The following is a 26,302-nucleotide window of genomic DNA, read 5'->3' as shown; positions in this document are numbered from 1 at the left end:
TTTATTTCAAATGTACAATTAAATTCACTAATTACAATTTTGATATTCGCATTCTTCAGTCTTTAACTCAAATTCAATAGTTATGTGTTCTAAATGGTATTTATCATGTAATTCTTTTTTCAAAGTTCCTTTTAAAACAGCAATCTCTTTTAAATTACTATTGTTTTTTAAAACAACATGAACAGTAAGAATAGTATACTCTCCATCCATAGTCCAAAGATGAAAATCATGAACATCTTCAACTGAAGGATTTTTTAATATATAATTTTTAATATCTTCTATCGATAAATTTTCAGGAATCCCTTGAAGAATTACAGCTAAGCTTTCTTTCATATTCTTGTAAACATTAAAGAGAACATATAATGCTATTAATAATGATAAAATTGGATCTAAAATTGGAAAATCCCAAAACTGCATTATAATACTTGCAATAAGTACAGCAACCCAACCCAGAACGTCTTCTATTAAATGTAAATAAACCACTTTTTCATTAATGGTTGTTCCTTTTTTTAATTTAAAAACAGCGGCTCCATTTACAAGTATACCTAAAAGAGCCAACCACATCATTCCTTTTGCATCAGAATATTCTGGGTTCATAATTCTTGGTATCGCCTCTTTTATTATAAAAATTGAACCAATAATTAATATTATTGAATTTATAATAGCTCCTAAAAGAGACAATCTTTTAAATCCATATGTATACTTCTTAGTTGGTTTTTTAGTTGACTTTTTCTCAAAATACCATGCCAATCCCAAACTTAAGCTATCACCTAAATCATGTAAAGCATCTGACATTATAGCTAAACTATTAGTAAAAAACCCTCCTATGAACTCAATTATAGTAAAAGTTAAATTTAAAAAGAAAGCTGTCGCTAAATTTTCTGAAGAATTATTATGCGAATGATTGTGTCCCATTTTATTACTTTATTTACAAGACAATTAATTTACAAAAAAGATGCATGATTTATAAATAAAATGTGGTTACATTTCTGTAACCACATAATTATATTTTTTAATGAGCATGTCCATCCATGCCACCAGACATTTGCATAAGTTTACCTTTTAAAAAATGCGCTCCAGTTATTACCACACTTACATTAAAATTATCTTCTTCTATCTCTTTAATTTCTACAAAACCTTTATCTGTATTTCCTAATCTAACCTCTACAGGTATAAATTCAGTTTCATTCATAGCAATGAAAATAAAATTCTTTCCTTCATTCTCTATAACAGCATTTTCAGAAATAGCATATACTTTGCTCCCTTCCAATAAAACTTCAGCATTGATAAACATACCTGACTTCAACCTTCCTTCTGGGTCTTCAAAATGACCATGAACATTTACTGTTTTAGTTTTATCGTCAACCTTTTGACTAATTAGCTTAATGTAGCCTTCATATTGTAGATTTAATCCGGATGGTTTAAATGAAAAATCACTTCCTTTTTTTATTCTAGTTATATCAGAACCAAAAACATTTAATTCTGCATGAATATGATCATTATCAATCACTTCAATCATTTCAGAATTAGCCATTAAAAATTTTCCTTTATTTATATTATTTTCAACTACAAAGCCTGTTATAGGAGACTTAACATATACATATTGTTGAATTCCTTTTTTATTTATAGTAACAGGATTTAAACCTGCCATTTTCAATTGAGAAGCATAACTACTTACCAAACTTTGCAACGACTTATACCTTCCTTCAGATGCTTGAAAAGATTTTTTAGAAGTTATATCTTTTTCTAATAGCATTTTTTTTCTATCATAATCAGCTTTAGCTACATTACAATTATTTATTGACTCTAAGTACGAGTACTGAAGTTTTATAAAATTAGGGTGCTCCAAAATTGCTACTGTTTGTCCTTTAGTTACTTTATCACCTGGCAATACATCAGTACTATAAACAAATGCTTCCATTGGTGCATAAATTGTAGCTTTATTTTGTGGAGGAGCTTCAATAGTTCCAGTTACAGCTATTCTATTTCTTATTAATTTTTTACTAAGCACTTCTATTTTTAAGTCAGCATTTTGTATTTGCTCCTTTGTTAAATGAAGTTTATTTTCTTCATGATATTCTTCTTTAGATATTGTTGATTGTTTTTTTTGATCCTTTTTTGCATGGTCATGCCCTGAGTGATCTTCTTTTTTAGAATTACAACTTGTAATTATTATAAAAAGTAGTGGTATTATATATTTTTTCATCGTGTTATTCTTTACTATAAAATTCATACGTTATTACTGTTTGATTGTAATTATTTATAAGTGATAAATAATTTTGCATTACTTGAAAATATGCTGTGAAACTTTGACTGTATTGAAACGCATCAATTTCTCCTGCTTTGTATGCTATTTGTAACTTTTCTATAAATTTTTCAGCTACAAGAACAGTTTTATTAATTCCTTTTAACTCTTTATTTAAATAAACTATCTGATTTTGTAAACTCTCGAAATTATTATTAATAGCGATAAACTTTGATTCATTTTCAAATACAACCTCTTCTTTAAATATTTTCTGTTGTTTAACTTTTGAATTATTAGACCAAAATGAAATAGGTATATTTACACCAACATTAAACCCAGTATAACTAGTATTAACTCCTGTTTTCCTTCTTAACAAACCTCCTGTAAGCTCAGGAAAATTAGCAGATTTTGCTAAAGAAACTTGTTTACTTGCTCTTTCATTCTGTTTATTTAAAATCTTTTTAAATCTACTAGAGAGAATTCCATCTTTTTTTGATACTATTTTCTTTTTAGGAAAATCTTTGGTCGGAATAATAGCATAGCTTATTTGAAGTATCTTTTTTAATTCATTCTCTACTTCTAGTAACTTCTTATACATCTTGTTTTTTTGAGATTGTATACCCAAAAACTGTAATGTTGTTAAATCATTTTCTAAACCACCTATTTCACCAGCCTTATGCAATTCTTTTGCTATAGTGCTAATTTTACTACTATTTTGCTGTTGTTTATTCATTAAAACATTAAGTCCATATAAATAATTCCATTCTTGATACAGGCTTTTAACTTTTTTAATCAACTCTTTTTCGGAAATCTCATTAGATATATTCATTAACTCAACAGTTGTTTTTGCTAATTCTCTTTTTTTTATATGCGACAATACAGATCCAAAATTCTGGTTAATTGACCATTCTTTTTCATTAATACCTGAAGAAACACCAACATCTTGATATCTTACATTCATAGGCTTTAATACTATTGCTCCAGAAACACCAGCCTTACTTTTTTCGATATTAAGTTGTGATTTTTTAAGAATTACCGATTTTTTCAATGCTATTTTAATAGCATCATTTTCTGATATTTTTCTATTTCTTTCCTGAGCATTAGATATAGAACAATAAAATAGTATTGGTAAAACAATCCCTAATACAGAAGGTTTAACTTTTTTTAGTTTAATAGTTTCAAATAACATATATAACACTGGTAAAATCAACAGTGTTAAAAATGTAGCAGATATTAAACCACCAATAACGACAGTGGCTAATGGTTTTTGAACTTCAGCTCCAGCAGATGATGATAAAGCCATTGGTAAAAAACCTAAAGAAGCTACAGCTGCTGTCATAATTACAGGTCTTAAACGCACAGAAGTACCTCTCTTTATTATTTCATATAAATCAGTAATCCCCTGTTTCTTTAGTCTATTAAATTCTGCAATTAATACAATTCCATTTAATACTGCAACGCCAAACAATGCAATAAATCCAACACCGGCAGAAATAGAAAAAGGCATCCCCCTTAACCATAATGCTAATATTCCTCCAATAGCTGACATTGGAATTGCTGTAAAAATTAACACACTATGTTTAATAGAATTAAATGTAATATACAGCAATATAAATATTAACAACAAGGCTACTGGAACAGCTACAGATAAGCGTTCTCTAGCTTCTTCAAGATTTTTAAAAGTCCCTCCATAAGTAATATAATATCCAGCATCAAATTTTATATTTTCATTTACCTTCTTTTTTAATTCTTTAACAATACTTTCAACATCACGATCTCTTACATTAAAACCTACAGTAATTCTTCGTTTAGCATCATCTCTTTGAATTTGATTAGGTCCAATTTTAAAACTAACATCAGCTACATTTACAAGTGGTATTTGTAATCCAGTGGCTGTAGATATATATAGCTTACGAATATCTTCTATACTCTCTCTTTTATTTTTTGCTAATCGTACTACTAAATCAAAACACTTTTCGCCTTCATAAACAGAGCCTGCTTTTTGACCTGCAAAAGCTGCATTTATAGCGGTATTCACATCAGATATATTTAAACCATAATATGCTAATTGGTTTCGTTTATAGTTAATTACAATTTGTTTTAAACCTGTTATTTTTTCAACATATAAATCTTCAGCTCCTTCTACTTTTGGTATTATTACGCTTAATTCGTTAGCATATTTAACTAACTTATCTAAATCTTCTCCATAAATTTTCAACACTACATCTTGCCTTGCCCCTGTCATTAACTCATTAAAACGCATTTGTATTGGCTGTTGAAACCCAAAAGAAACACCTAACATATTATCTTCTAATAATTTTTGCATCTTATACGTCAACTCATTCTTAGTATAAGCTTTCGTCCAATGACTTTTATCTTTTAAAATGATAATTATATCCGTAGCCTCAATAGGCATTGGATCTGTTGGTATTTCTGAAGAACCTATTCTACTTACTATCTGTTCTATTTCATTTGGGAACTCTTTTAATAATAATTTTGAAGATTTATTAGAGGCATCAACCGAATATGATAATGAACTCCCTGTTGATACTACTGCTTGTACAGCAAGATCTCCTTCATCTAAAGAAGGAATAAACTCAGCTCCCATCTTAGTAAACATAAATACACTAGCTATAAAAGTTAATACAGCTCCTATAACAACTTTTAATTTATTTTTTAATGCAAAATTTAACAAAGGATTATAGCCTTTTTGTATTCCTTCTATTATTTTATCAGAAACAGTAGATTTATTACTTATTTTTTTCTTTAAAAACAAAGCACTCATCATAGGTACATAGGTTAATGATAATATAAATGCTCCTAAAATTGCAAAGCTAACTGTGATAGCCATTGGCCTAAACATTTTTCCTTCTATACCCACCAGCGCTAAAATTGGTAAATAAACAATAAGAATAATTATTTCTCCAAATGCTGCACTGGTACGAATTTTAGATGCCGAATTATAAACTTCTTCATCCATTTGCTTTTGAGTTAATACTGTATTCGCTTTTTTAAGCCCTAAATAATGTAAAGTAGCTTCAACAATAATAACTGAACCATCAACAATTATCCCAAAATCTATAGCACCTAAGCTCATTAAGTTACCTGAAACACCAAATACATTCATCAAACTAATAGCAAATAACATAGCTATTGGAATTACAGAAGCTACAATTAATCCAGCTCTTAAATTCCCCAGTAACAACACCAAAATAAATATAACAATTAGTGCTCCCTCTATTAAATTTGTTGTTACAGTATTAATTGCTTTATTAACTAGTTTAGTTCTATCTAAAAATGGCTCAATTACAACCCCTTTGGGTAAACTTTTTTCTATTTGCGCAATACGATTTTTAACTGTCTTTATAACTTTTGATGAATTTGCTCCTTTAAGCATCATAACTATCCCTCCTACAACTTCTCCTTCACCATTTTTAGTCATAGCTCCATATCTAACTGCACTACCTAATTGTACATTTCCTATATTTTTAATTAAAATTGGAGTGCCATTTTTTGTATTCTTGATAACAATGTTTCTAATATCATCTGGAGTTTTAATTAATCCTTCACTTCTTATAAAATAAGCTTTTGGGTTTTTATCTATATAAGCTCCTCCCGTATTTTGATTATTATTTTCTAATGCTTTAAATACCTCCTGTATGCTAACTTCTAACGTTTGTAATTTTTCAGGGTGTAAAGCTACTTCGTATTGCTTTAAATTACCTCCAAAACTACTTACATCCGCAACACCTTCAATACCCAATAATTGACGTCGAACAATCCAGTCTTGAATAGTACGAAGCTTCATAATTGAATATTCTTTTTTATTCTTTTCATTTACCTTTAAAGTATATTGGTAAATTTCTCCTAACCCTGTAGTTACAGGTGCCATTTCTGGATTTCCAACACCACTTGGAATTTGATTTTTAGCCTCAACTAAGCGTTCATTAATTTGTTGTCGCGCCCAATAAATATCTATATTATCTTTAAATACAATAGTTACAACACTAAGTCCAAATCTAGAAAAGGAACGAACTTCTTCTATATTAGGAATACTTGACATAGTCATTTCTATAGGAAATGTAACTAATCGTTCAATATCTTGAGCTGATTGTGATGGTGCTGATGTTATTATTTGCACCTGATTATTTGTTATATCTGGTACTGCATCAATAGGTAGTTGTTTAAATGAGTATACACCCCAACCTATTAACGCTAATACTAATACACCAATAATCAATTTATTTTTAATTGAAAATTTTATGATGTTATCTAACATTATCAATGATTTTAATTTATTATTTTTTCATTGTATATATTGATATACAACTACTTTTCACATCATATTAAATTTATGATGCGTACATGATTTTAAATAAATGATATAATAAATTAAACTCTTGGTGGTTGGAAAATTTCCTCTAAGAATGAATTAAGGTAAGTATTTTGATAAAAGTTGATTTCTTGCTTTATCGTTATAAAAGTAAGAAATTGAAAATTATATTCTAAAATTGGCACAAATTCTGAAGACAATGAAACTACATTACAATGATGATGATGTTCGGTATTTTCTTCATCTTTAGAATCTTCTTGATGATGAATATCTTCATGAGCTTCATCAATATCAAAATGGTTTTCTATAGTATCATATATAACTACATCATTATGTGCTTGCATTGGAGGTGCAAACAATAATAGTATTAACATGTATACAATAGAGTTCTTCAAAATTTTATAATAAACACAGAATAAAGTAACATTTTATATCTGGGTTAACAAATTTAACCTTTTTTTAATTTTAAACCAATATTAATTGATAAATAAACTTACATGTTTTGAGTATAAAAATTATAATCTTTTAATATAGTATCTATAAATATAATGTCAGTTTTATCTTTTGATTTCACTTCTGTAACTTCTTCTATTTTTGTTCTTAATTTTATAAGAGTTTTATAGTCTTTACTTTTTTTAGCAACTGAAAAAGTATCCTTTATAATACGAGCGTCATTATCTGAAAGTTTTATAACACTTGGATAAGTTGGCACATACTCTTCACTAATATCCTCAAGAATAGTTTGAGAAAATTTTGCTTCATCTTTTAAATTAACCACAACTGTATTAGCAGATATGTCACCTATCCTTTGATTATTTTTAGTCATAATTATTGAAAATAAACCTACCATTTTACCACCTAAAAATATCAACCATAGCAAACCTAAATATTCATTTGCTCCTAAAGAAGATACATATACAAAAATCAACATAAATAAATTAAAATCTACTACTCGCAAAAACCAACGCATCGTATAATCTGTAAATGAAGGTTTAAATCCATCAATATTTATAACTCTTAACTTCAACATTTTTTTACCTAGAGTTTGTCCGTTTAACAACATCTCAGTATATAATGAATAAAACGTAATAGGTAAAAATAATAAAATATCTATAGCCTTTATAGACCAAGAATCTCCATCAACAGCCGCTTTAATTAAAGTGAAGTTAAACATGTATATGATGAAATATATGTAAGCAAATTTTATTATGTTATCAATAAAAAAAGCGAGTATACGCTGACCAAGATTAGCTAATTCAAAATTGATAATAACATTTTGTGTGGTATTTACTTGCAGTCTTTTCATACATTATTTACATTTGTCTCAATGAGAGAGGTAGCTTTTATAAAGCAAAATAAAGAAAAATGGCTTGAATTTGAACAAGTAATTTCAAATAATACGAAAAAGAGCCCAGACGAAATTGCTGAATTGCACATTAAGATAATGAATGATTTGTCGTATGCACAATCGTTTTATCCTAAAAGTAAGGTTGTTATATACTTAAACAAACTTGCTAAGAAAAGTTATGGGAAAATTTACCATACTAAAAAACAAGATAAAAATACCCTAGCACAATTTTTCTTTGAAAAAATTCCTTTACTTGCTTATAAGCATCGTAAATATATTTATATCTCATTTATTTTTTTCTTTTTATGTTTTTTTATTGGTTTGCTATCTACATTTAATGACGATAGTTTTGCCAGAGAAATTTTAGGAAATGAATATATTGATGTTACTCTCGAAAATATTGAAAGTGGTGATGCATTAGCTATTTATAAAGGCGGAAGTAACTGGGGAAGCTTTATCGGTATTTTTGACAATAATTTACGTGTAGGACTAAATATGTTTTTATCTGGTTTATTTATTGGATTGGGAACAGGATACTATATTATATACAATGGTATTATGGTTGCTGTTTTTCAAGCTTTCTTTTATCAAAATAATACTTTTTTTGATAGTGTAAAAGGTATCTGGATACATGGAACTTATGAAATTTTCGCTATGATTATAGAAGCTGCTTGTGGATATATTATAGGAGCTAGTATATTATTTCCTGGATCATTAGATAGAATTGAATCTTTTAAAAAAGGACTAAGAGAAGCTTTCTTTATTTTTTTAAGCACTATACCTTTTACATTTATAGCTGCCTTTTTAGAAGGTTATATTACAAGATATTATAATCAAATGCCTACTGTAATATGCTTACTCATAATCTTGTCTTGTTTAGCATCTATTTCTTATTATTATTTGATTTTACCATATAAAGTTGCTTCAAAACACCAATTACGATAATGAGAAATATTATAATAATACTTTTTTTATTTTTGGGTGTTTGTGTGCATTCTCAAGACATAAATACGTTATTAGAAAACGATAGTATATCGTATGATAAAAATGTAGACTATGTAAAAAAAAGAAAATTAGGAAATGACTTGAAATCAAAATATAAAGGCAAAGATTTTATTTACACTGAAAGCACTCCACCTCCTAAAAAAACTAAAAAAGAATCAAAAAAGAAAATTAATGAAAATACTTTAGACTTTTTTAAAGATTTAATTAGCTTCTTGGGTACTGTTTTCCCTTATTTACTAGCTTTAATTGTTATTCTTATTTTATTGAAAAGTTTTGTTTTTACTGAAATGGATTTTTGGAAATTTAACAAATCTACTAAACAACATAAGAAAGCACTTATATTTGAAGAAGAAGATGAAGATATTAATAAAAATGACTATAGTAAGTTATTAGAACGAGCAATTCTAAATAATGATTATAGACTTGCTACGAGGTACTATTATTTATTATTACTTAAAATAATGTCACAAAAAGGCATAATCAAATACGATAAAGACAAAACAAATTCAGAATACTTGTTCGAACTAAAAAGTATTAATAGTCGTAAGCAATTTTCATACTTAATATACCTGTATGATTATGTTTGGTATGGAGAATTCCCTATTGATGAATTAAAATTCAATGCTATTGAAAACAACTATAAATCTTACATTAAAAAATTATAATTGAATACTAAAAACTACATATTATTTTTATTATTTATTTCACTAATTTTTACTGGATGTAAAAAAACAGATTGGAGAGAAAATTATAGAGAACTATCAAAAGCTCCATTTGGAACTTATATAATTCATAATGAAATAACGAGCTTATATAATGGGAATGAAAAGGTATATTTAAAGAAAAACATCTCCGATTTCTTTAATGAGATATACTATGATAATGATGCTGGTTATGCAAATTACATCTGTATTAAATCATCTGCTAACAAACTAGATAAAAGATCAATAAATAAGTTGCTTAAATTTGTATTTGCTGGTAATGATGCTTTTATTTCTTTAAATCATTTTAGTGAAAATTTTAAAAAATCTTTAAATATCAGTACTGATAATTTAGATAAGAACACATACGCCCTTCAGGAATTAAAGAATTTAAAAGGATCTTTATACTTAAAAAATGATCAATTTAAAGATAGCGTTTTTAAGTTTGAACGTAATATAAGACGTCATTATTTCTCAAAATTCGATTCTTTAACAACGATTGTTTTAGGTACTCAAAAAATAAACCATGAAAAACAACCTAACTTTATAAAAGTATACCATGGTAAAGGAGCTATATACTTGCATACACAGCCAATCGTTTTTACAAATTATTATTTACTTAATAAAAAGGGTACTTATGCTTCAAATATCTTTTCTTATTTACCAGACAGAACAATTTTATGGGACCCACAAGTGAAATCCAGAAAAAACTCAACAGACAAAAATAAAAAGTCTGTATTTAAATTTTTCAACAAACATACATCTTTAAAATGGTCGTTATATATTGCTTTTTGGGGGCTATTACTTTTTATTCTTTTCAATGCTCGAAGAAAACAACGAGTTGTTCCTTCTATTGAAAAATTAAAGAACTCAACTTCAGATTTTACACATACGATTGCCAATTTATATTTAAAAGAAGAAAATCATAAAAATTTAGTAACAAAAAAAATAACTTATTTTTTAGAAAAAGTTAGAACCAAATATTTAATCAACACAAATAACTTAAATAGTGTTTTTATTGAAAAGTTAGCATCTAAATCTGGAAATAAATTAAGTACAACTCGATATTTGATAAACACTATTATAGCAGTAAATAAAAAATCAAATTGTACGCAAGATGAATTAATGCGCTTAAATACGCTAATTGAAAACTTTTTTGAAAACAATTAATTATGGAAAACACAACTACAAATACTACTAGTGAAAGTTTAGAATTCGAAAGCAGAATTAACTTATCTGAACTACAAGAGAGTATTTATAAGATAAAAACAGAATTGAATAAAGTTATTGTTGGTCAAAAAAGAATGATCGATTTATTACTTGTTGCAATACTTTCTGATGGTCATGCATTGATAGAAGGTGTTCCAGGAGTAGCCAAAACAATAACTGCCAAATTACTATCTCGTACTATAACTATAGATTTTAGCCGTATCCAATTTACACCTGATTTAATGCCTTCAGATATATTAGGAACTTCAGTTTTTAATGTTAAAAATTCTGAATTTGAATTTAAAAAAGGTCCTATTTTTTCAAATATGGTATTAATTGATGAGATAAATAGAGCACCAGCTAAAACTCAAGCAGCTTTATTTGAAGTTATGGAAGAACAACAAATTACTATTGATGGAACCACCTATTCTATGGGATCTCCTTTTATAGTACTAGCTACACAAAATCCTATTGAACAAGAAGGTACATATAGATTGCCTGAAGCACAATTAGATCGTTTTCTTTTTAAAATAAATGTAAACTACCCTACTGCTGAAGAAGAATTAGAAATTGTAACAAGAGAGCAAGCTTTAATTAACAATACAAAGATTGATAAAATTGAAACTGTTATATCTGGTGAAAAAATTGAGCAATATAAAAAGTTAATTACCCAAATAAAAGTTGAAGAACACCTGCTTAAATACATCTCTAACATTGTTGTAAGCACAAGAAATAATTCTTTTTTATTTTTAGGAGCTTCTCCAAGAGCTACAATTGCTATTTTAAAAGCTTCAAAGGCCTTTGCTGGGATTAATGGAAGAGACTTTATTACTCCTGAGGATATTAAAAATGCAGCAATTCCTGTACTACAACACAGAGTTATAGTTACACCGGAAAGAGAAATGGAAGGCTTAACTAGTACTCAAATTATTGAACAAATAATTGAATCTGTAGAAATTCCAAGATAATAATGAAGAAACTTTATAATTCTTTATTTTTAAACGACAACTTATTTTATGGAATAATTTTCATAGCTGTATTATTTGTTGCTGGTTTTTTTATCCCTCTTTTTTTCTCTTTAGGACAAGTTCTTTTATTTTCTTTACTGGTAGTAACTTTTATAGATATATTATTAATCTACAGCTTAAAAAAAGGAATTCATATTGAACGGTTTTTACCAGAACGATTATCAAATGGTGATAATAATAAAATATCTATATCACTTAAAAGTAGTTATAAATTCAATATTCATTCTATTATTATTGAAGAATTACCGTTTCAGTTTCAAAAAATAAATTTTTCTTTTAAACAAATTTTAAAACCAAACAAAGAAAATAAAATTAATTATAATCTTACTCCAAAAAAAAGAGGAGTTTATGATTTTGGGCATATTAACATTTACATTAGTTCTCCTTTAAGGCTTGCAACTCGAAAATATATTTTAGGAGAAGAAAAAAAATTAAAATGCTATCCTTCTTTTTTAAAACTAAAAGAATTTGATATAAAAGCTGTATCAAACGACTTAAATACCTATGGTAATAAAAAAATTAGAAGAATTGGACATTCATTAGAATTTGAACAAATTAAGGAATATGTTTCTGGTGATGATATTCGTTCTTTAAATTGGAAAGCTACAGCTAAAAGAAACCAATTAATGGTAAATCAATATGTTGAAGAAAAATCACAACCAGTATATTCAATAATTGATAAAGGTAGACCAATGCAAATGCACTTTAACAACCTTTCTCTACTTGATTATGCAATTAATGCAACTTTGGCTGTAAGTAACATTATTTTACGAAAACAAGACAAAGCTGGAATGCTTACTTTTTCTAAAAAGTTAGAAAATATTATTGTAGCTGAACAACGTAATTCGCAAATGAATTTAATTTCTGAAGCTTTATACAATGTCAAAACAAATTTTTTGGAAGCTGATTACAGTTTATTATATGCTACTATAAAACGAAAAATAACCAGTAGAAGTTTACTCATATTATACACTAATTTTGAAACTTTAGATGCACTTAAAAGGCAACTCCCCTATCTTCGTGCTATTGCTAAAAATCATTTATTATTAGTTGTTTTCTTTCAAAACACTGAATTAAATACAATTGTAGAACAAAAATCAAGTTCAGTTGAAGATGTATATGATAAAATTATTGCTGAAAAATTTATGTATGAGAAAAAACAAATTGCAAACGAATTAAAAAAATACGGAATACAATCTGTACTAACTAAACCAGAAAACTTAACTGGAAATACTATAAATAAGTATTTAGATTTAAAATCTAGAGGCTTATTTTAATTTCAAATATTTTTACAAAAATTAAAAACTTAATCAAACTATGAGTAAATTAAAATTAAAATTAAAAAGAATTGATCCTGTAAAATATGCTTTAATAACAGGAATATTAATGGCATTAATGGGCTTTATCGTTATTGGAATAACAACTTTATTTAGCACATTAATAGGTGCTGGTAGTGGAGACATGGGAGCTTTTGCTACAATTATGGGAGGTGGATTACTTGCTTTAATCTTTATTCCTGTTCTATACTTCATTTTTGGGTTTATTTTTGGTTTAATTGGTACAATGCTACTTAATTTTGTTTTGAAAAAAATTGGAGGGCTACCTATAGATTTTGAGAAAACAGGAACAGATATTTCAATGATTGGTGAAGAGTAATTTTTATTAACTAATCTAATAACAATTAACTATCTAAAACAAAAAGCCTCAGTAATTTTAAACTACTGAGGCTTTTATATACATTAGATTCAATTATTAAGTCTTTCCATAATACTTTCTTACAAACCATTCAATAGATAATAAAGAAGCAATTAAAACCAAAATCCATTTCCAATCAATTAAACTCTTTTGGGTTGTAATTGATTTCTGAACTGTAAAATAATCTTTATCAGCAAGTAAATTTGAAATCAATGATTCAACTTGATTAGAATAAACCAGTTTTCCATTAGAATTTTTTGCTAATTTTTGTAATTTATTACTATTAGCATTTGTAAACTGCTCTTCTATTTGATAGGCTGATATTTTAAATCGTCCATACTTATTAATATTTTGATTTTCAACAGAAACTTGGTACATATAATCTCCAGCTAACAAACCTTCTACAGATACCTGATATGCATTATTAGTTAAAGAAAATGGTAATACTTTAACCTCTTTTGTTTTTGAATTTGTTATTTTTAACTGTAAAGAAGCTCTATTATCAAATTTATAATTACGATCAACATAAAACGCAGAAATTTGTATTATAGCATTAGCTGGATATATGCTTTTAGAGGTTACTTCTAATCGTTTTCTTTTTTTATTTGAAGCCAAATACTGTGCTATATTACTTATAAAAGTATCGAAATTTTCAAATGTTTTATCTTTTAAATAGCTAGCAGATCTCCATTTCCAAATCCCCTCTCCAAATATAAAAGCATATTTAACATCATTTTTCTCTAAAGATGTTATTAAAGGTTCTGTTAAATTTATACCATTTAATTTTTGATATAATAAAATTTGTGTTTCATTTGACAATCTTAATTTCCCGAATTTATCACGTAAAGGAGGAAATTCTTCAAAACCAATATCATCTTGCATAAAAGTTAAAAAACTATCATTATAAATTGCTCCATAATTCTCAAACTGATTTATTGCATTCTTTTTTACCCCTAAGTTTAATGAGTTTATTAAATTCCAATCCGTTTTTGTTCCTGTGATTACTAAAAAATTAGAAGACACTTCTTCAAAAATTCTTCTGAAATAAAAATTTGGTTGATAAAAAACATAAAATTGATACTCTTTTAAGTTCAACTGCTTGTTTCCTATTACTTCTATGGTTACTTTTCGTTGTTTATTGCTTTCAATTGCTTTTTTTATAGCTCCTAAATCTGGATGCATTATTGAACTTAAGAGTAATACTTTAGTTTGCTCATCTATAACTTCTACCGAAAAACTTTTATAATTATTTTTAGTGTTTTTTTCTTTCTTAAGTTTTGTTATAGAGGCTTGGTAATATTGAAGCCCTTTCTCTTTTGATGTTAAATTAACAGTTATTGTTTTTGACGGGTTTTCAGATGAAAGTTTAATTCTTTCTGAATATATCTTTTTTCCATTATGAGATAATGTAAAAACAGAACTAACTGCACCTTTACCTTCATATAATAAAAAAGCTTCTACAGGAAACTTGTTTTTTATGTAACTATATTTATTTACATTAAGTTGTGTTATTTGAACATCCTGATATTGAGTTGTATCTCCTAACACAATAGGAAATACTTTATCTTTTGGCATTAAAAACTCATAATCATTTCCTGAAGTTTGATTACCATCAGTAATTAAAATTGTAGCTTTTTTATTGTTTTTCACTAATTCATCTACCGAATTTATAGCTTCAGATATATTGGTGCTAGTTTCAGAAAAAGATAAGCTATCTAATACTTTTATAGAGTTTCCAAAAGAAAAATTAGATATTTGATATTTTTTATTTAGTTCCTCATTATTAACAATAATATTAAGTATCTCTTTTACTTTTTCTTCTTCTTTAAAAAACCTAGTTGACAGAGAGTTATCTATTAATACTGACAACTGCGGTTTGATATTTTGAGTAGCAACAATATCAATTTTAGGATTTATTAATAATAATCCAATTAAAAATAAACTCAAAGCTTTTAAAATAAATAATGCTATAACAATTTTTGGTTGCTTCTTTTCTTTAAAAAAATATTGAAAAAAAGCAATTACTAAACTGCATAAAACTGTTATAACTATATAAATTAGAGTTGTTGATTGCACAAAATTATATTTAAAGTGTGAATATAAAAATATCTACTAAAATACGAACTGTATATACACTCTTAATTTAAAATACTCTTTATGATTAAGGTCATAATTTAATAATATATTACTGATTAATTTTGCTATAAACAACTCATATTATGAACACTACAAACACAATAACTCAAACTAAAACATACAAAAAAGAATTAAGTTTTCATAGCATTACTAAGTTAAACGATTGGATAGCTACTGAAGAAAAGAATGCAATGGGGATTTCTATTATTTTATTAATTCTTGGGACTATGATTGCTTCCATATCAGCTGCATTAGCTGTACATAAAGAAATAGCTTTGTTTCCATTAATTTTTACTTGTATTTCAGCAATGGGTGCAAATGCTATTGTTATTAGTCAAAGATCATTCAAAACAATTATATGGGCCTTTATAATAAATATTTTAGGAAATATTCTTTTAATAGCCTATCAACTTATTGAATTGATGGCTTAGGTTTTACTTCGAACATTTTAAAAAAGAGCATAGAAGCTATGTTTCGTGCTCTTTCTTTAGCTTCATTTGCTTTAGTACCAATAAATAAATCATCTATTGTTGAAAACCATAATTGAAGCCACCTACCAAAATGTTCTTGAGAAATACCATAACTAAACTCTTTATCAACATCTTTATGAACTTTCATTGGATTACCTTTAAATTTTCTAACAAAAAACAAATTAGTTTCCCAGAAATCCGTAAGCTTTTCCAAATGACTATCCCACATTTTTTCTGGTATTACTTTTAAAAAAATTGGACCAATAAAATCGTCTTTTTTAATCTTATCGTAAAATGTCGATACTAATAAAAAAACATCATCTCTTGTAGTTATTTCTCTCTTGCTCATTTAAAAATAAAATTAATCTAAATCAAAAGTATATCTTTATGCTTTTGCAATTTATGACTTAAATCATAATGATTCCACAAGAAACCTTATTAAATTTTGGAGCTCAAATAAAACATTTTGAAAAAAACAGCTTAATTTTTTCAGAAAACGATATTGCACGTAATTATTATCAAATAGTTATTGGTGCTGTAAAAATGAATAATTTTAATGATGAAGGAAAGGAATTTATTCAAGGTATATTTTACAAAAATCAAAGTTTTGGAGAACCCCCTTTATTTATTGATGTAAAATATCCCGCTAATGCAGTAACTTTATCAGAATCAAACATTATTGTCCTTCCAAAAAGCAAACTTTTACTTTTATTAGAGAAACATCCAGAAATTCATTTAAAAATAACTCAAAGTTTAGCACAACGATTATACTACAAAGCCATTATTGCTTCAGAAATTTCAAGTCAAGAACCAGGACATAGAGTACTTCGATTTTTTGATTATCTTAAAAATGATGTTTATAAGTTACATGGTCAATTTAATTTTAAAATTCCTCACACACGACAACAAATAGCAGATATTTTAGGGCTTAGAGTTGAAACAACGATAAGAGCCATCAAAAACTTGGAAAAAAAAGGATATTTAAAAATAATTAATAGAAAAGTATATCGATAAAACATTATTACTTAAAATTTAAAATAATAATGTTTTAAAAAAAAGTATTTTCGCACCTTCAATAATTCAAAAACAATTGTAAAATGAAGAAAAACTACTTTTTTTTATTGCTTTGCGTATTCTCCTTTCTAACTATTTCAGGTCAAACTAATTTGGTTCCCAATGGAAACATGGAAAGTTGGGATGCTTCTGATTCTAATCCTACAAAGTGGTTTAGATTTAGTAATGGAAAATGGAAAAAAAGCTCAGATGCTCAAAATAAAACTGCTAGTTTAGAGCTAGAAATTACTACTGGGCAAACTCAAAATTTTATCTTTTCTCCAAATATTCCATTTGTTAAGGATACTAAGTACATAGGTATCTTTTATTATAAGTTAGTTTCAGGTACTTTTAGTAAAGTAAATTTTAACTTGGTACACAAACCAGGAAGTTTCCCTGAAAACTTATCTACTAAAGAGTTTACAAATTTCCCTACTGATAAATGGACAAAAGGAGAATTTGAGTTTACTGCAACAACTAGTGAAAACATACAAGTATATATCAAAACTTATGGAGATGTAGGTTCAAAAATACTTATTGACAATGTTTCTGTTTTCGATGCAAATTCAATTGTAATTATACCAGATGTTAATTTTAAAAAGGCTTTGCTTAATCATTCTCAAAAAATAGATACGAATAACGATGGAGAAATTCAATTTTCAGAAGCTAACTCTTTTGGTCCTTACCTTAGTACTAGCTCATATGGAAAAGCAGATGATGAAAAAATTAAAGATTTAACTGGTATTGAGTATTTTACTAAAATTACAGGATTAAATTGTTCAGGAAATAAAATTTCTAATATAAACTTAACAAATAACAAGGAATTATACGAAATAAAATTAAGCTCAAATAATATCACAAACATTGATATTTCTAAAAACTTAAACCTTGTACATTTAAGTTGTAATTATAATCAGATAAGTCAAATAGATGTTTCAAAAAACACAAACTTAAAACGTTTAGATTTTACGTCAAATAAACTTACTCAATTAGATATAAAAAACAATAAGTTATTAGAAATTTTAAATTGTAATAATAACATGTTACTTGAATTAGATTTAGTTAACAATAAAAAGTTAACTGAATTGAAATGCAATAAAAACAAATTAACAACTCTTAATTTATCTTCTTTTAATAATTTAAAAAAATTAGATTGCGACTATAATTCCATAACAGATTTAAATATTTCTAACAGTGATCAATTAACAAATATTAACTGTATCTATAATAAGTTATCAAACTTGGATGTTACCACCTGTACTTCTTTAAATGAATTAATTTTTTATAATAATTCAATCACAAGTATTGATTTAACAAACAATATCAAATTAACGAAACTTTCTTGTTATAATAATCAAATTACTGAATTAAATGTATCAAAAAATATTAACTTATTAGAACTAGGAGCATCAGGAAATTCTATTTTGAGTTTAGATGTATCAAAAAACACAAAACTAAAAAAGTTATATTGTAGTAGTAATAAACTAACCAATATAGATGTGTCAAAAAACCCTGATTTAAATATTCTAAATTGTGATCATAATAAATTAAACAATTTAGATTTAACAAATAATACTTCTCTTATACAAGTACGTTGTGCTTGGAATCAAATTAAAAGTTTAAACTTATCTAATAGTCCTGATTTAACACATTTATCTTCTAGTTATAATGAACTTACAGAGTTAAACATAAAAAATGGAGCTAATGAAAAGTTATATTTAATGGAAGCAGCTACTAATAAACTATTATGTATTCAAGTTGACAATCCTTTAAATGCAAATAGTAATAGCAAATGGAGTAAAGACCATTATGCAACTTATAGTGAAAACTGTTCAAGTTTATCTACAGAAGTAATTAATATTCCTGATTCAAATTTCAAGAAATATTTGCTAAATAGTACTATAATTAATGGAAATGGAGATAACGAAATACAATTACTAGAAGCTAAAAGTTATCCTGGTAGTATATATATTAATAATTCGCATAGTAATATTTCTGAAAAAATCAAGGACTTAACTGGTATTGAGGCTTTTGAAAAAATGACTAGTTTAGATTGTAGTTATAATTTACTAACGGCATTAGATCTTTCAAAGAATACAAAATTAACTTTTTTATCTTGTAAGGATAATAATTTAAAAGAATTAAATATCCAAAACGGTAACAATGCTTCTTTATCTAATCTAGATACTAAATACAATAGTAGTTTAACTTGTATTCAAGTTGACTCAAAAAGTGAAGCTGAAGCTAAAACTAATTGGGAAAAAGATAATATTGCTATTTACAGTGAAAATTGTGGTGCTACAGCAAGCATTGATAAACTATTTACAAATCAATTAAACATTTACCCAAACCCGGTAATAAATAGCTTAAAAATTACAACTCAGAACAATCAGATAATTAAAAATATTAGTATTTTTAATACTTTAGGTAAAAAGGTTCTTCAAACATCAAAATTAAATATAAATACAACTTCATTAAATCAAGGCTTATATTTAATAAAAATTGAAAGCACAGATAATAAAATTGCTTTAAAAAAATTCATTAAACAGTAATTTTATAAAAAACTTGACAAGGGTATCTAAATTAGATACCCTTTTTTTATTATACCTATTTTAGAATTTTTACTTTTGTTGCTTCAACACAACAGATAAAAATGAACTTAACACAATTAAATGCTATATCTCCTATTGACGGTAGATATCGTAACAAAGTAGCTGATTTAGCAAATTATTTTTCAGAAGAAGCTTTAATAAAATACAGAGTTAAAGTAGAAATTGAGTATTTTATTGCTTTATGTGAAATTCCTTTACCTCAATTAGCTGACTTTAATAAAGATTTGTATCCTAATTTACGTGAAATTTACACTAATTTTTCTAGTGAAGATGCTCAAAAGATAAAAGATATTGAAAGTGTTACGAATCATGATGTAAAAGCTGTTGAGTATTTTATTAAAGAAAAATTTGACAACTTAGATCTTCAAAAATTCAAAGAATTTATTCATTTTGGATTAACGTCTCAAGATATTAATAATACTGCTATTCCATTATCTATAAAAGATGCTATGGAAGAAGTATATTATCCTTCATTAGACACTTTAGTTTGTAAATTAGCTGATTTATCTGAAGAATGGGAAAACGTTCCTATGTTAGCTCGTACGCATGGTCAACCAGCTTCTCCTACTCGTTTAGGAAAAGAGTTTTTTGTTTTTGTAGAACGTGTTAATAATCAAGTTATACATATACAACACACTCCACATGCTGCTAAATTTGGTGGTGCAACTGGTAATTTTAATGCTCACAAAGTTGCCTACCCTAATATAGATTGGAAAAACTTTGGAACTAACTTTGTAGAAGAAATTCTTGGCTTACACCATTCATTTCCTACCACACAAATAGAGCATTATGATCATATGGCTGCTTTATATGACGGTTTAAAACGTGTTAACACAATTTTAATTGATTTAGATCGTGATATTTGGACCTATGTTTCTAATGATTATTTCAAACAAAAAATTAAAAAAGGCGAAGTAGGTTCTTCTGCTATGCCACATAAAGTAAACCCTATTGATTTTGAAAATTCTGAAGGTAATTTAGGAATAGCTAATGCTATTTTCGAACACTTAGCAGCAAAATTACCAGTGTCTCGTTTACAACGTGACTTAACTGATAGTACTGTTTTACGTAATGTAGGAGTTCCATTTGGGCACACTTTAATTGGTTTTGCTTCTACTTTAAAAGGATTAAACAAATTACTTTTAAATGCTGATAAATTTGCTGAAGATTTAGAAAATAATTGGGCTGTTGTTGCTGAAGCTATTCAAACTATTTTACGTCGTGAAGCATACCCAAATCCTTATGAAGCTTTAAAAGGATTAACACGTACCAATGAAAAAATTACGCAAAAATCAATAGCTAATTTCATTGATACATTAGAAGTATCTTCTGAAATAAAAGAAGAATTAAAAGTAATAACACCTTCAAATTATACTGGAATATAATTTTATGAAATTAATGAAAACAACATTATCACTATTTTCTTTACTCTTAATATTTTTTTCATGTTCTACTGAAAAAAAAGGAGACCCTACTCGTTTTAAACAAGGAGTTTTTGAAATTCCTGCAGGAGAATCTTATGGAAAAACTATCATTACTAGAAAAGATAGCTTACAAATAGAACAGTATACTAAAAAAACAAGTATTTCATCTGATAGTTTAGTTACTCTAAAAGAAGAGAAACATACTGATACGTTGTTCATTAAATGGAAAAATAATTTTGCATATACTTTGCAAATGAAGAACCCAAAAACAGATTTAGATAAAGATCCTATATTTGTACAAATAACTAAAGTTACCGATAATTCGTATGACTTTACAGCTAGAATTGGGTATTCAAAATTTAAACAAAAAGGAACCGTTTATAAAGTAAATTAAAACTATGGAAATATTTTTACAAGCAGATACTTGGGGGGCATTAGTTACCTTAACTTTTTTAGAAATTGTACTTGGTATTGATAATATTATATTTATATCAATAGCAGCAAACAAACTTCCAGAAAATGAACAAAAAAAAGCAACCAATATAGGTTTGTTTTTAGCCATGGTACTTCGTATAGTTCTTTTATTCGGAATTTCATTATTAATAGCAATGAATTCTCCTCTTTTTAATGTAGATCTTTCTTGGTTTAAAGCAGGTGTAACAGGACAAAGTTTGATTTTGTTTGCTGGTGGTTTATTCTTATTATACAAAAGTACTAAAGAAATTCACCATAAAGTTGAAGGGCTTGATGAACATAGTGTTGATCAAAAACCTAAAAAGAAATACACAATAAGCCAAGCAATAGTTCAAATTACATTAATTAATATTGTTTTTTCATTTGACTCTATTTTAACAGCTGTAGGTATGACAAATGGTGTTGAAGGAGCAATGATTATTATGGTAGTATCTGTTATTCTATCTATGATTATTATGATGTTGTTTGCGAATCCAGTTGGTAAGTTTGTAAACAAACACCCTACAATTCAAATGTTAGGTTTATCTTTTTTAATACTAATTGGTTTTATGTTAATTGCTGAGGCTGCACATTTATCTCATGCTAAACTATTTGGTGAAGAAATGGGAATAGTACCTAAAGGGTATTTATACTTCGCAATTACATTCTCTTTAGTTGTTGAAATGCTTAATATGCGAATGAGAAGGAAAAAAACCTCTAAATAATATAATACTTAAAAAAACTGATATTAAAATATCAGTTTTTTTATTTTTACTACCTTTGCTCAAATGTTTAGATTTAAAAAGCATATTATATTTCTAAGTTTACTTGTATTACTACTACCATCAGTAATACAATGTATTCATGCTTTCGAAAATCATGAGCATATTATTTGTTCGTCAATAGATGAACATCACTTTCATGAACAAGAAATAGATTGTTCTATATTACATTTTCAAGTTGGTGTTACTACTTATGAGTCCCCATTTGATTATCAAATAATATCAGAAGAAATCTATAATCCGCAGTTTAACCAACCATTAACTGTAACACTACACAACACTAATAAAAAAACTCCTAGAGGCCCTCCTTTTGTAATTTAATTTAGTATACTATATAAATTACAAATAAATCTTAAATGAAATCAAAAAGTATTCTTTTGATTATTTTGCTTTTATTATGCTCGGCATTAGCAAATAGTCAAAATTGCGAACATACATTTTCTGGTTTGGTAGAAGATTTTCATGATAAATCGCCTATAGTTGGAGCTACTGTTTTTATAAAAAAACAAAACAAGTATGCAACTACTGATATTGAAGGAAAATTTACTATTAAAAATGTTTGTTCAGGTAAAATAATTATTCAAACTTCTCACGTTGCGTGTGAGCCACTAATTTTAGAACTAAATATAACCAAAGATATTTATAAGGTTATTGATTTAGAACACCATGTTGAAGAATTAAATGAAGTTAATATAAAAGGAAACGTAAGTTTAAAAACTAAAACAGCTCAAGAAACTTTAATTAAAACTAAAACTCTTGAAAATTTTAGTGATGCTAGTTTAGGTGATGCTATAAAAAATGTTTCTGGTGTATCATCAATAAACACAGGAAATACCATTGTTAAACCCGTTATTAATGGTTTGCACAGTAGTAGGATATTAATTTCTTATAACAATGTTAGACTTCAAGATCAAGAATGGGGTATTGAACATGCTCCAAATATTGATGTAAATGCTGCTCAATCAATTTCTGTAATAAAAGGAGCTAACGCTCTTCAATATGGAGGAGATGCTATTGGTGGAGTTGTTATAGTTAATCCTGCTACAAATAGTAGAAAAGATACTTTATATGGTAAAAGTATATTTTCTCAACAAAGTAATGGTAGGTTATTTTCCGTAACAAGTAGTTTACATAAAAACTATTCTTCAGGTTGGTATATCAATGGGCAAGCTTCTTATAAAAGAGCTGGTGATTTTGAAGCTTCAAATTATAACCTAACAAATACAGGTATAAATTCAAAAGCTTTTACAATTGGTACTGGATATAAGAGGTTTGAAAAAGGGTTTGAATTATTTTATAGTCGTTTATCTAATAGAATTGCAATTTTAAGTGCTTCTCATAATGGTGGGGTAACTGATTTAGTAAATGCTATAAATAGTGACACTCCTTTGATTATTAAAGATTTTAGTTATGATATTAACAATCCTAAACAAGAAGTTACGCATCAATTATTAAAAGCTAAAGTTTATAAACGATTCAAAGGTTTTGGTAAACTTTCTCTTCAATATGATTATCAAGTAAATAATAGACTTGAATTTGATAAAAGAAGGGGTGATAAAAAAGAGCTTCAAGCTGTTGACTTAGCATTAAAAACGCATACAGTTAGAGCAGATTTAAATCTTGATGCTTCTGCTGGTTATACTCACAAATTTGGTGTTAGTGGAGGATTTCAAAATAATTTCCCTGATCCAATAACAGAAGTAAGAAGACTTATTCCTGATTATGATAAATATAATTTAGGTATCTATGCTATAAGTAGTTTTAAGTCTGAAAAAGCGATTATAACTGGAGGGGTTAGATATGATTTAGAGCACATTAACGCTCAAAAGTTTTATCAAAAATCAAGATGGCAATCTTTAAATTATCAAAACGATTTTAGTAATATCATTATTGATAATGACGTAAAAGGATCTCAATTATTAACAAATCCAGTATTTACATATCATAATATTTCAGCTTCACTAGGTTTAACCTATACCATTGATGAGGAAAATTCTTTTATAGTAAATTACGGGCTGTCAAATAGAGCTCCAAATGCATCAGAATTATTTAGTGATGGCTTACACCATTCAGCTGCTAGAATTGAATTAGGTGATTTACGCTTAAAGTCAGAAACATCAAATAGAATATCAACTTCTTACAGGTTTAATAATGATAAATTCAATATTACATTTGAAGGATTTTATAATTTTATTTCAGATTTTATTTATATAGAGCCTTCGGGCGTTGAAACTACACTAAGAGGAGCTTTTCCTGTTTGGTCATACAAACAAACTAAAGCTCATTTATTTGGTGTTGATACAAATTTACAATATGAGGTTAATGAAGATTTTTTACTAACAAGTAAATTATCATTTTTAAAAGGACGTGATATAACAAACAAAAGACCTTTGATTGATATTCCTCCTTTTAAAACCACTACTACCTTACTTTTTAAGAAAGAAAATTGGAAAAACTTTTTTGCTTCTCTTGAAAGTGAGTTTAATGCTAAACAAAACGAATTTCCTAACAATAATTTTCAAGCTTTTATAGCCCCGTTAAATCGTTATGAATTAGTTGATGTTAGTACACCTCCCTCTGCATATCATCTTTTAAATTTTTCTTCAGGTTTTGAGTTTAAAATGTCTAAAACAAAAGTAAACATAAACTTTTCAGTAGATAATTTACTTAATAAATCTTATAGAAACTATTTAAATAGGTTACGATATTTTGCTGATGACTTAGGGAGGAATTTTAAAATTCAATTAAAAATTAATTATTAAAAAACAAAACATTATGAAACATATTAAATTATTAGCTGTATTATTTATCTCTGCATTTACAATAACATCTTGTTCAGACGATGAAGTACCTACGCCAGTTAATGAAGAAGAAGTAATTACGACAATGACTATAGTACTTACACCTAGTGCAGGAGGAAATGCAGTAACTATTCAAAGTAAAGATTTAGATGGTGATGGACCAAACGCTCCTGTTATCACTGGTGGAACTCTTGCTGCAAATACAACATATAATGCTGATATTACATTATTAAATGAAACTGAAAGTCCTGCAGAAGATATCACTAAAGAGGTTGCAGAAGAAGCTGATGAGCATCAATTTTTTTATAGCACTTCTGGAGGTGTAAATAGTACATTTACGTACGCAGGAACAAATGATGCTAATGGTAATCCTGTAGGTATTAAGTTTACGGTTGCTACTGGAGCTGCTGGAACTGGAAATTATACAGTGATTTTAAGACATGAACCTAATAAAACAGCTACTGGTGTAAAAGGTGGTGATATTACCAATGCAGGTGGAGAAACTGATATTGAAGTAGTTTTCCCTATAACTATACAATAATACTTATAAATTAAGCTACTAATACAAATATACACGGGCTCTATTTTTTATAGAGTTCGTTTTTTTATGTAAAATATTATTTAATTTAAAAAAATACACCCAAAATCTTCAACTATAAATATTTGATTAAACAATATTTCGTATGTAGTAACCGGTATATCAATAAAAGCAAATTGATTTGTTGTCTGATTACCTTCTTTATTAACTAATTTTATTCTAACTGTTTCTGTTTTCATGACTTAATCTTTACGGTTATATACTGCAAATTAGTAAGTAAATTTGATGAAATAACTCTTGGTCGGTTCAAACCTAAACAACTATCTTTCAATGAACAATATCTATAGATAAACTGTAAAATGGTTGTATAAAAAAACCCACTCAATAAATTGAGTGGGAAAATTGCTATGAAAAAGAAAGTCTAAGGACGTCTCCTAAGACATGTGCAATATAACACTTTTTTTAAAAC

At 27.1% G+C, this 26,302-nt stretch carries 23 protein-coding genes; 15 read left to right on the top strand and 8 right to left on the bottom strand.

Going from position 1 to position 26,302, the window contains the following annotated elements:
* Window positions 1–27: 27 nt before the first annotated feature.
* The 5 genes from BLV71_RS13215 to BLV71_RS13195 all read right to left on the bottom strand — a co-directional run bounded on the left by BLV71_RS13215 (window position 28) and on the right by BLV71_RS13195 (window position 7,884).
* On the bottom strand, window positions 28–915 hold the full coding sequence (locus BLV71_RS13215; protein WP_093871007.1) for a cation diffusion facilitator family transporter: 888 nt from the start codon (window positions 913–915) through the stop codon (window positions 28–30).
* Window positions 916–1,012: 97 nt separating this feature from the next.
* Window positions 1,013–2,206 carry an efflux RND transporter periplasmic adaptor subunit gene (locus BLV71_RS13210; RefSeq protein WP_176974404.1) on the bottom strand — a complete coding sequence of 398 codons (1,194 nt, stop codon included), beginning with the start codon at window positions 2,204–2,206 and terminating at the stop codon, window positions 1,013–1,015.
* 4 nt (window positions 2,207–2,210) lie between these two features.
* Window positions 2,211–6,524, bottom strand: coding sequence for a CusA/CzcA family heavy metal efflux RND transporter (locus BLV71_RS13205; protein WP_093871005.1), 4,314 nt, complete (start codon window positions 6,522–6,524; stop codon window positions 2,211–2,213).
* Between the two features lie 113 nt (window positions 6,525–6,637).
* Window positions 6,638–6,973, bottom strand: a complete 336-nt coding sequence (locus tag BLV71_RS13200; protein ID WP_143032790.1) for a hypothetical protein — start codon at window positions 6,971–6,973, stop codon at window positions 6,638–6,640.
* A gap of 98 nt (window positions 6,974–7,071) precedes the next feature.
* On the bottom strand, window positions 7,072–7,884 hold the full coding sequence (locus tag BLV71_RS13195; RefSeq protein WP_093871003.1) for an RDD family protein: 813 nt from the start codon (window positions 7,882–7,884) through the stop codon (window positions 7,072–7,074).
* Window positions 7,885–7,905: 21 nt separating this feature from the next.
* Between BLV71_RS13195 and BLV71_RS13190 the strand changes: the two genes are divergently transcribed.
* The 6 genes from BLV71_RS13190 to BLV71_RS13165 are packed head-to-tail and all read left to right on the top strand — an operon-like array spanning window position 7,906 to window position 13,525.
* The gene (locus BLV71_RS13190; RefSeq protein WP_093871002.1) at window positions 7,906–8,871 is read left to right on the top strand and encodes a stage II sporulation protein M; all 966 of its coding nucleotides are present in this window, start codon (window positions 7,906–7,908) and stop codon (window positions 8,869–8,871) included.
* On the top strand, window positions 8,871–9,596 hold the full coding sequence (locus BLV71_RS13185) for a hypothetical protein (protein ID WP_093871001.1): 726 nt from the start codon (window positions 8,871–8,873) through the stop codon (window positions 9,594–9,596). The genes BLV71_RS13190 and BLV71_RS13185 overlap by 1 nt, the downstream gene beginning before the upstream one ends.
* Complete coding sequence (locus tag BLV71_RS13180; protein ID WP_093871000.1) at window positions 9,597–10,802, top strand: hypothetical protein; 1,206 nt, start codon at window positions 9,597–9,599, stop codon at window positions 10,800–10,802.
* A gap of 2 nt (window positions 10,803–10,804) precedes the next feature.
* The gene (locus tag BLV71_RS13175; RefSeq protein ID WP_093870999.1) at window positions 10,805–11,809 is read left to right on the top strand and encodes an AAA family ATPase; all 1,005 of its coding nucleotides are present in this window, start codon (window positions 10,805–10,807) and stop codon (window positions 11,807–11,809) included.
* A gap of 2 nt (window positions 11,810–11,811) precedes the next feature.
* On the top strand, window positions 11,812–13,146 hold the full coding sequence (locus tag BLV71_RS13170) for a DUF58 domain-containing protein (protein ID WP_093870998.1): 1,335 nt from the start codon (window positions 11,812–11,814) through the stop codon (window positions 13,144–13,146).
* Window positions 13,147–13,186: 40 nt separating this feature from the next.
* A complete protein-coding gene (locus BLV71_RS13165) occupies window positions 13,187–13,525 on the top strand; it encodes a hypothetical protein (RefSeq protein ID WP_093870997.1) in 339 nt (112 codons plus the stop codon).
* A gap of 96 nt (window positions 13,526–13,621) precedes the next feature.
* Here the strand turns inward: BLV71_RS13165 and BLV71_RS13160 are convergent, their stop codons facing one another.
* Window positions 13,622–15,640, bottom strand: coding sequence for a vWA domain-containing protein (locus tag BLV71_RS13160; RefSeq protein ID WP_255405200.1), 2,019 nt, complete (start codon window positions 15,638–15,640; stop codon window positions 13,622–13,624).
* 143 nt (window positions 15,641–15,783) lie between these two features.
* Here BLV71_RS13160 and BLV71_RS13155 point away from each other — a divergent pair, with 143 nt between their 5' ends.
* The gene (locus BLV71_RS13155; RefSeq protein WP_093870996.1) at window positions 15,784–16,131 is read left to right on the top strand and encodes a hypothetical protein; all 348 of its coding nucleotides are present in this window, start codon (window positions 15,784–15,786) and stop codon (window positions 16,129–16,131) included.
* On the opposite strand, the gene BLV71_RS13150 is transcribed toward BLV71_RS13155, so the two are convergent.
* Window positions 16,112–16,519 (bottom strand): group III truncated hemoglobin, encoded by a 408-nt coding sequence (locus tag BLV71_RS13150; RefSeq protein ID WP_093870995.1) that lies wholly within the window; start codon window positions 16,517–16,519, stop codon window positions 16,112–16,114. The genes BLV71_RS13155 and BLV71_RS13150 overlap by 20 nt on opposite strands.
* Window positions 16,520–16,587: 68 nt before the next feature.
* Between BLV71_RS13150 and BLV71_RS13145 the strand changes: the two genes are divergently transcribed.
* The 8 genes from BLV71_RS13145 to BLV71_RS13110 all read left to right on the top strand — a co-directional run bounded on the left by BLV71_RS13145 (window position 16,588) and on the right by BLV71_RS13110 (window position 25,836).
* Entirely contained in the window at window positions 16,588–17,184 is a 597-nt protein-coding gene (locus BLV71_RS13145) for a Crp/Fnr family transcriptional regulator (RefSeq protein WP_093870994.1), read from the top strand.
* A gap of 83 nt (window positions 17,185–17,267) precedes the next feature.
* A complete protein-coding gene (locus BLV71_RS13140; RefSeq protein ID WP_093870993.1) occupies window positions 17,268–19,775 on the top strand; it encodes a T9SS type A sorting domain-containing protein in 2,508 nt (835 codons plus the stop codon).
* 101 nt (window positions 19,776–19,876) lie between these two features.
* Window positions 19,877–21,220, top strand: coding sequence for an adenylosuccinate lyase (gene purB / locus BLV71_RS13135; protein ID WP_093870992.1), 1,344 nt, complete (start codon window positions 19,877–19,879; stop codon window positions 21,218–21,220).
* 13 nt (window positions 21,221–21,233) lie between these two features.
* Window positions 21,234–21,653, top strand: a complete 420-nt coding sequence (locus BLV71_RS13130) for a hypothetical protein (RefSeq protein ID WP_093870991.1) — start codon at window positions 21,234–21,236, stop codon at window positions 21,651–21,653.
* A 4-nt stretch (window positions 21,654–21,657) separates the two neighbouring features.
* Window positions 21,658–22,437: a TerC family protein gene (locus tag BLV71_RS13125; protein WP_093870990.1), complete on the top strand. Its 780-nt coding sequence runs from the start codon at window positions 21,658–21,660 to the stop codon at window positions 22,435–22,437.
* Window positions 22,438–22,500: 63 nt separating this feature from the next.
* Window positions 22,501–22,815: a hypothetical protein gene (locus tag BLV71_RS13120; RefSeq protein WP_093870989.1), complete on the top strand. Its 315-nt coding sequence runs from the start codon at window positions 22,501–22,503 to the stop codon at window positions 22,813–22,815.
* Between the two features lie 35 nt (window positions 22,816–22,850).
* The gene (locus BLV71_RS13115; RefSeq protein ID WP_093870988.1) at window positions 22,851–25,256 is read left to right on the top strand and encodes a TonB-dependent receptor; all 2,406 of its coding nucleotides are present in this window, start codon (window positions 22,851–22,853) and stop codon (window positions 25,254–25,256) included.
* 13 nt (window positions 25,257–25,269) lie between these two features.
* Window positions 25,270–25,836 carry a type 1 periplasmic binding fold superfamily protein gene (locus BLV71_RS13110; protein ID WP_093870987.1) on the top strand — a complete coding sequence of 189 codons (567 nt, stop codon included), beginning with the start codon at window positions 25,270–25,272 and terminating at the stop codon, window positions 25,834–25,836.
* Window positions 25,837–25,916: 80 nt separating this feature from the next.
* On the opposite strand, the gene BLV71_RS18625 is transcribed toward BLV71_RS13110, so the two are convergent.
* The gene (locus BLV71_RS18625) at window positions 25,917–26,072 is read right to left on the bottom strand and encodes a hypothetical protein (protein WP_158530841.1); all 156 of its coding nucleotides are present in this window, start codon (window positions 26,070–26,072) and stop codon (window positions 25,917–25,919) included.
* Window positions 26,073–26,302 lie beyond the last annotated feature (230 nt).

Source organism: Tenacibaculum sp. MAR_2010_89, from assembly GCF_900105985.1.
Taxonomy (GTDB): domain Bacteria; phylum Bacteroidota; class Bacteroidia; order Flavobacteriales; family Flavobacteriaceae; genus Polaribacter; species Polaribacter halocynthiae.
This window is presented reverse-complemented; position numbering and strand designations above follow the sequence as displayed.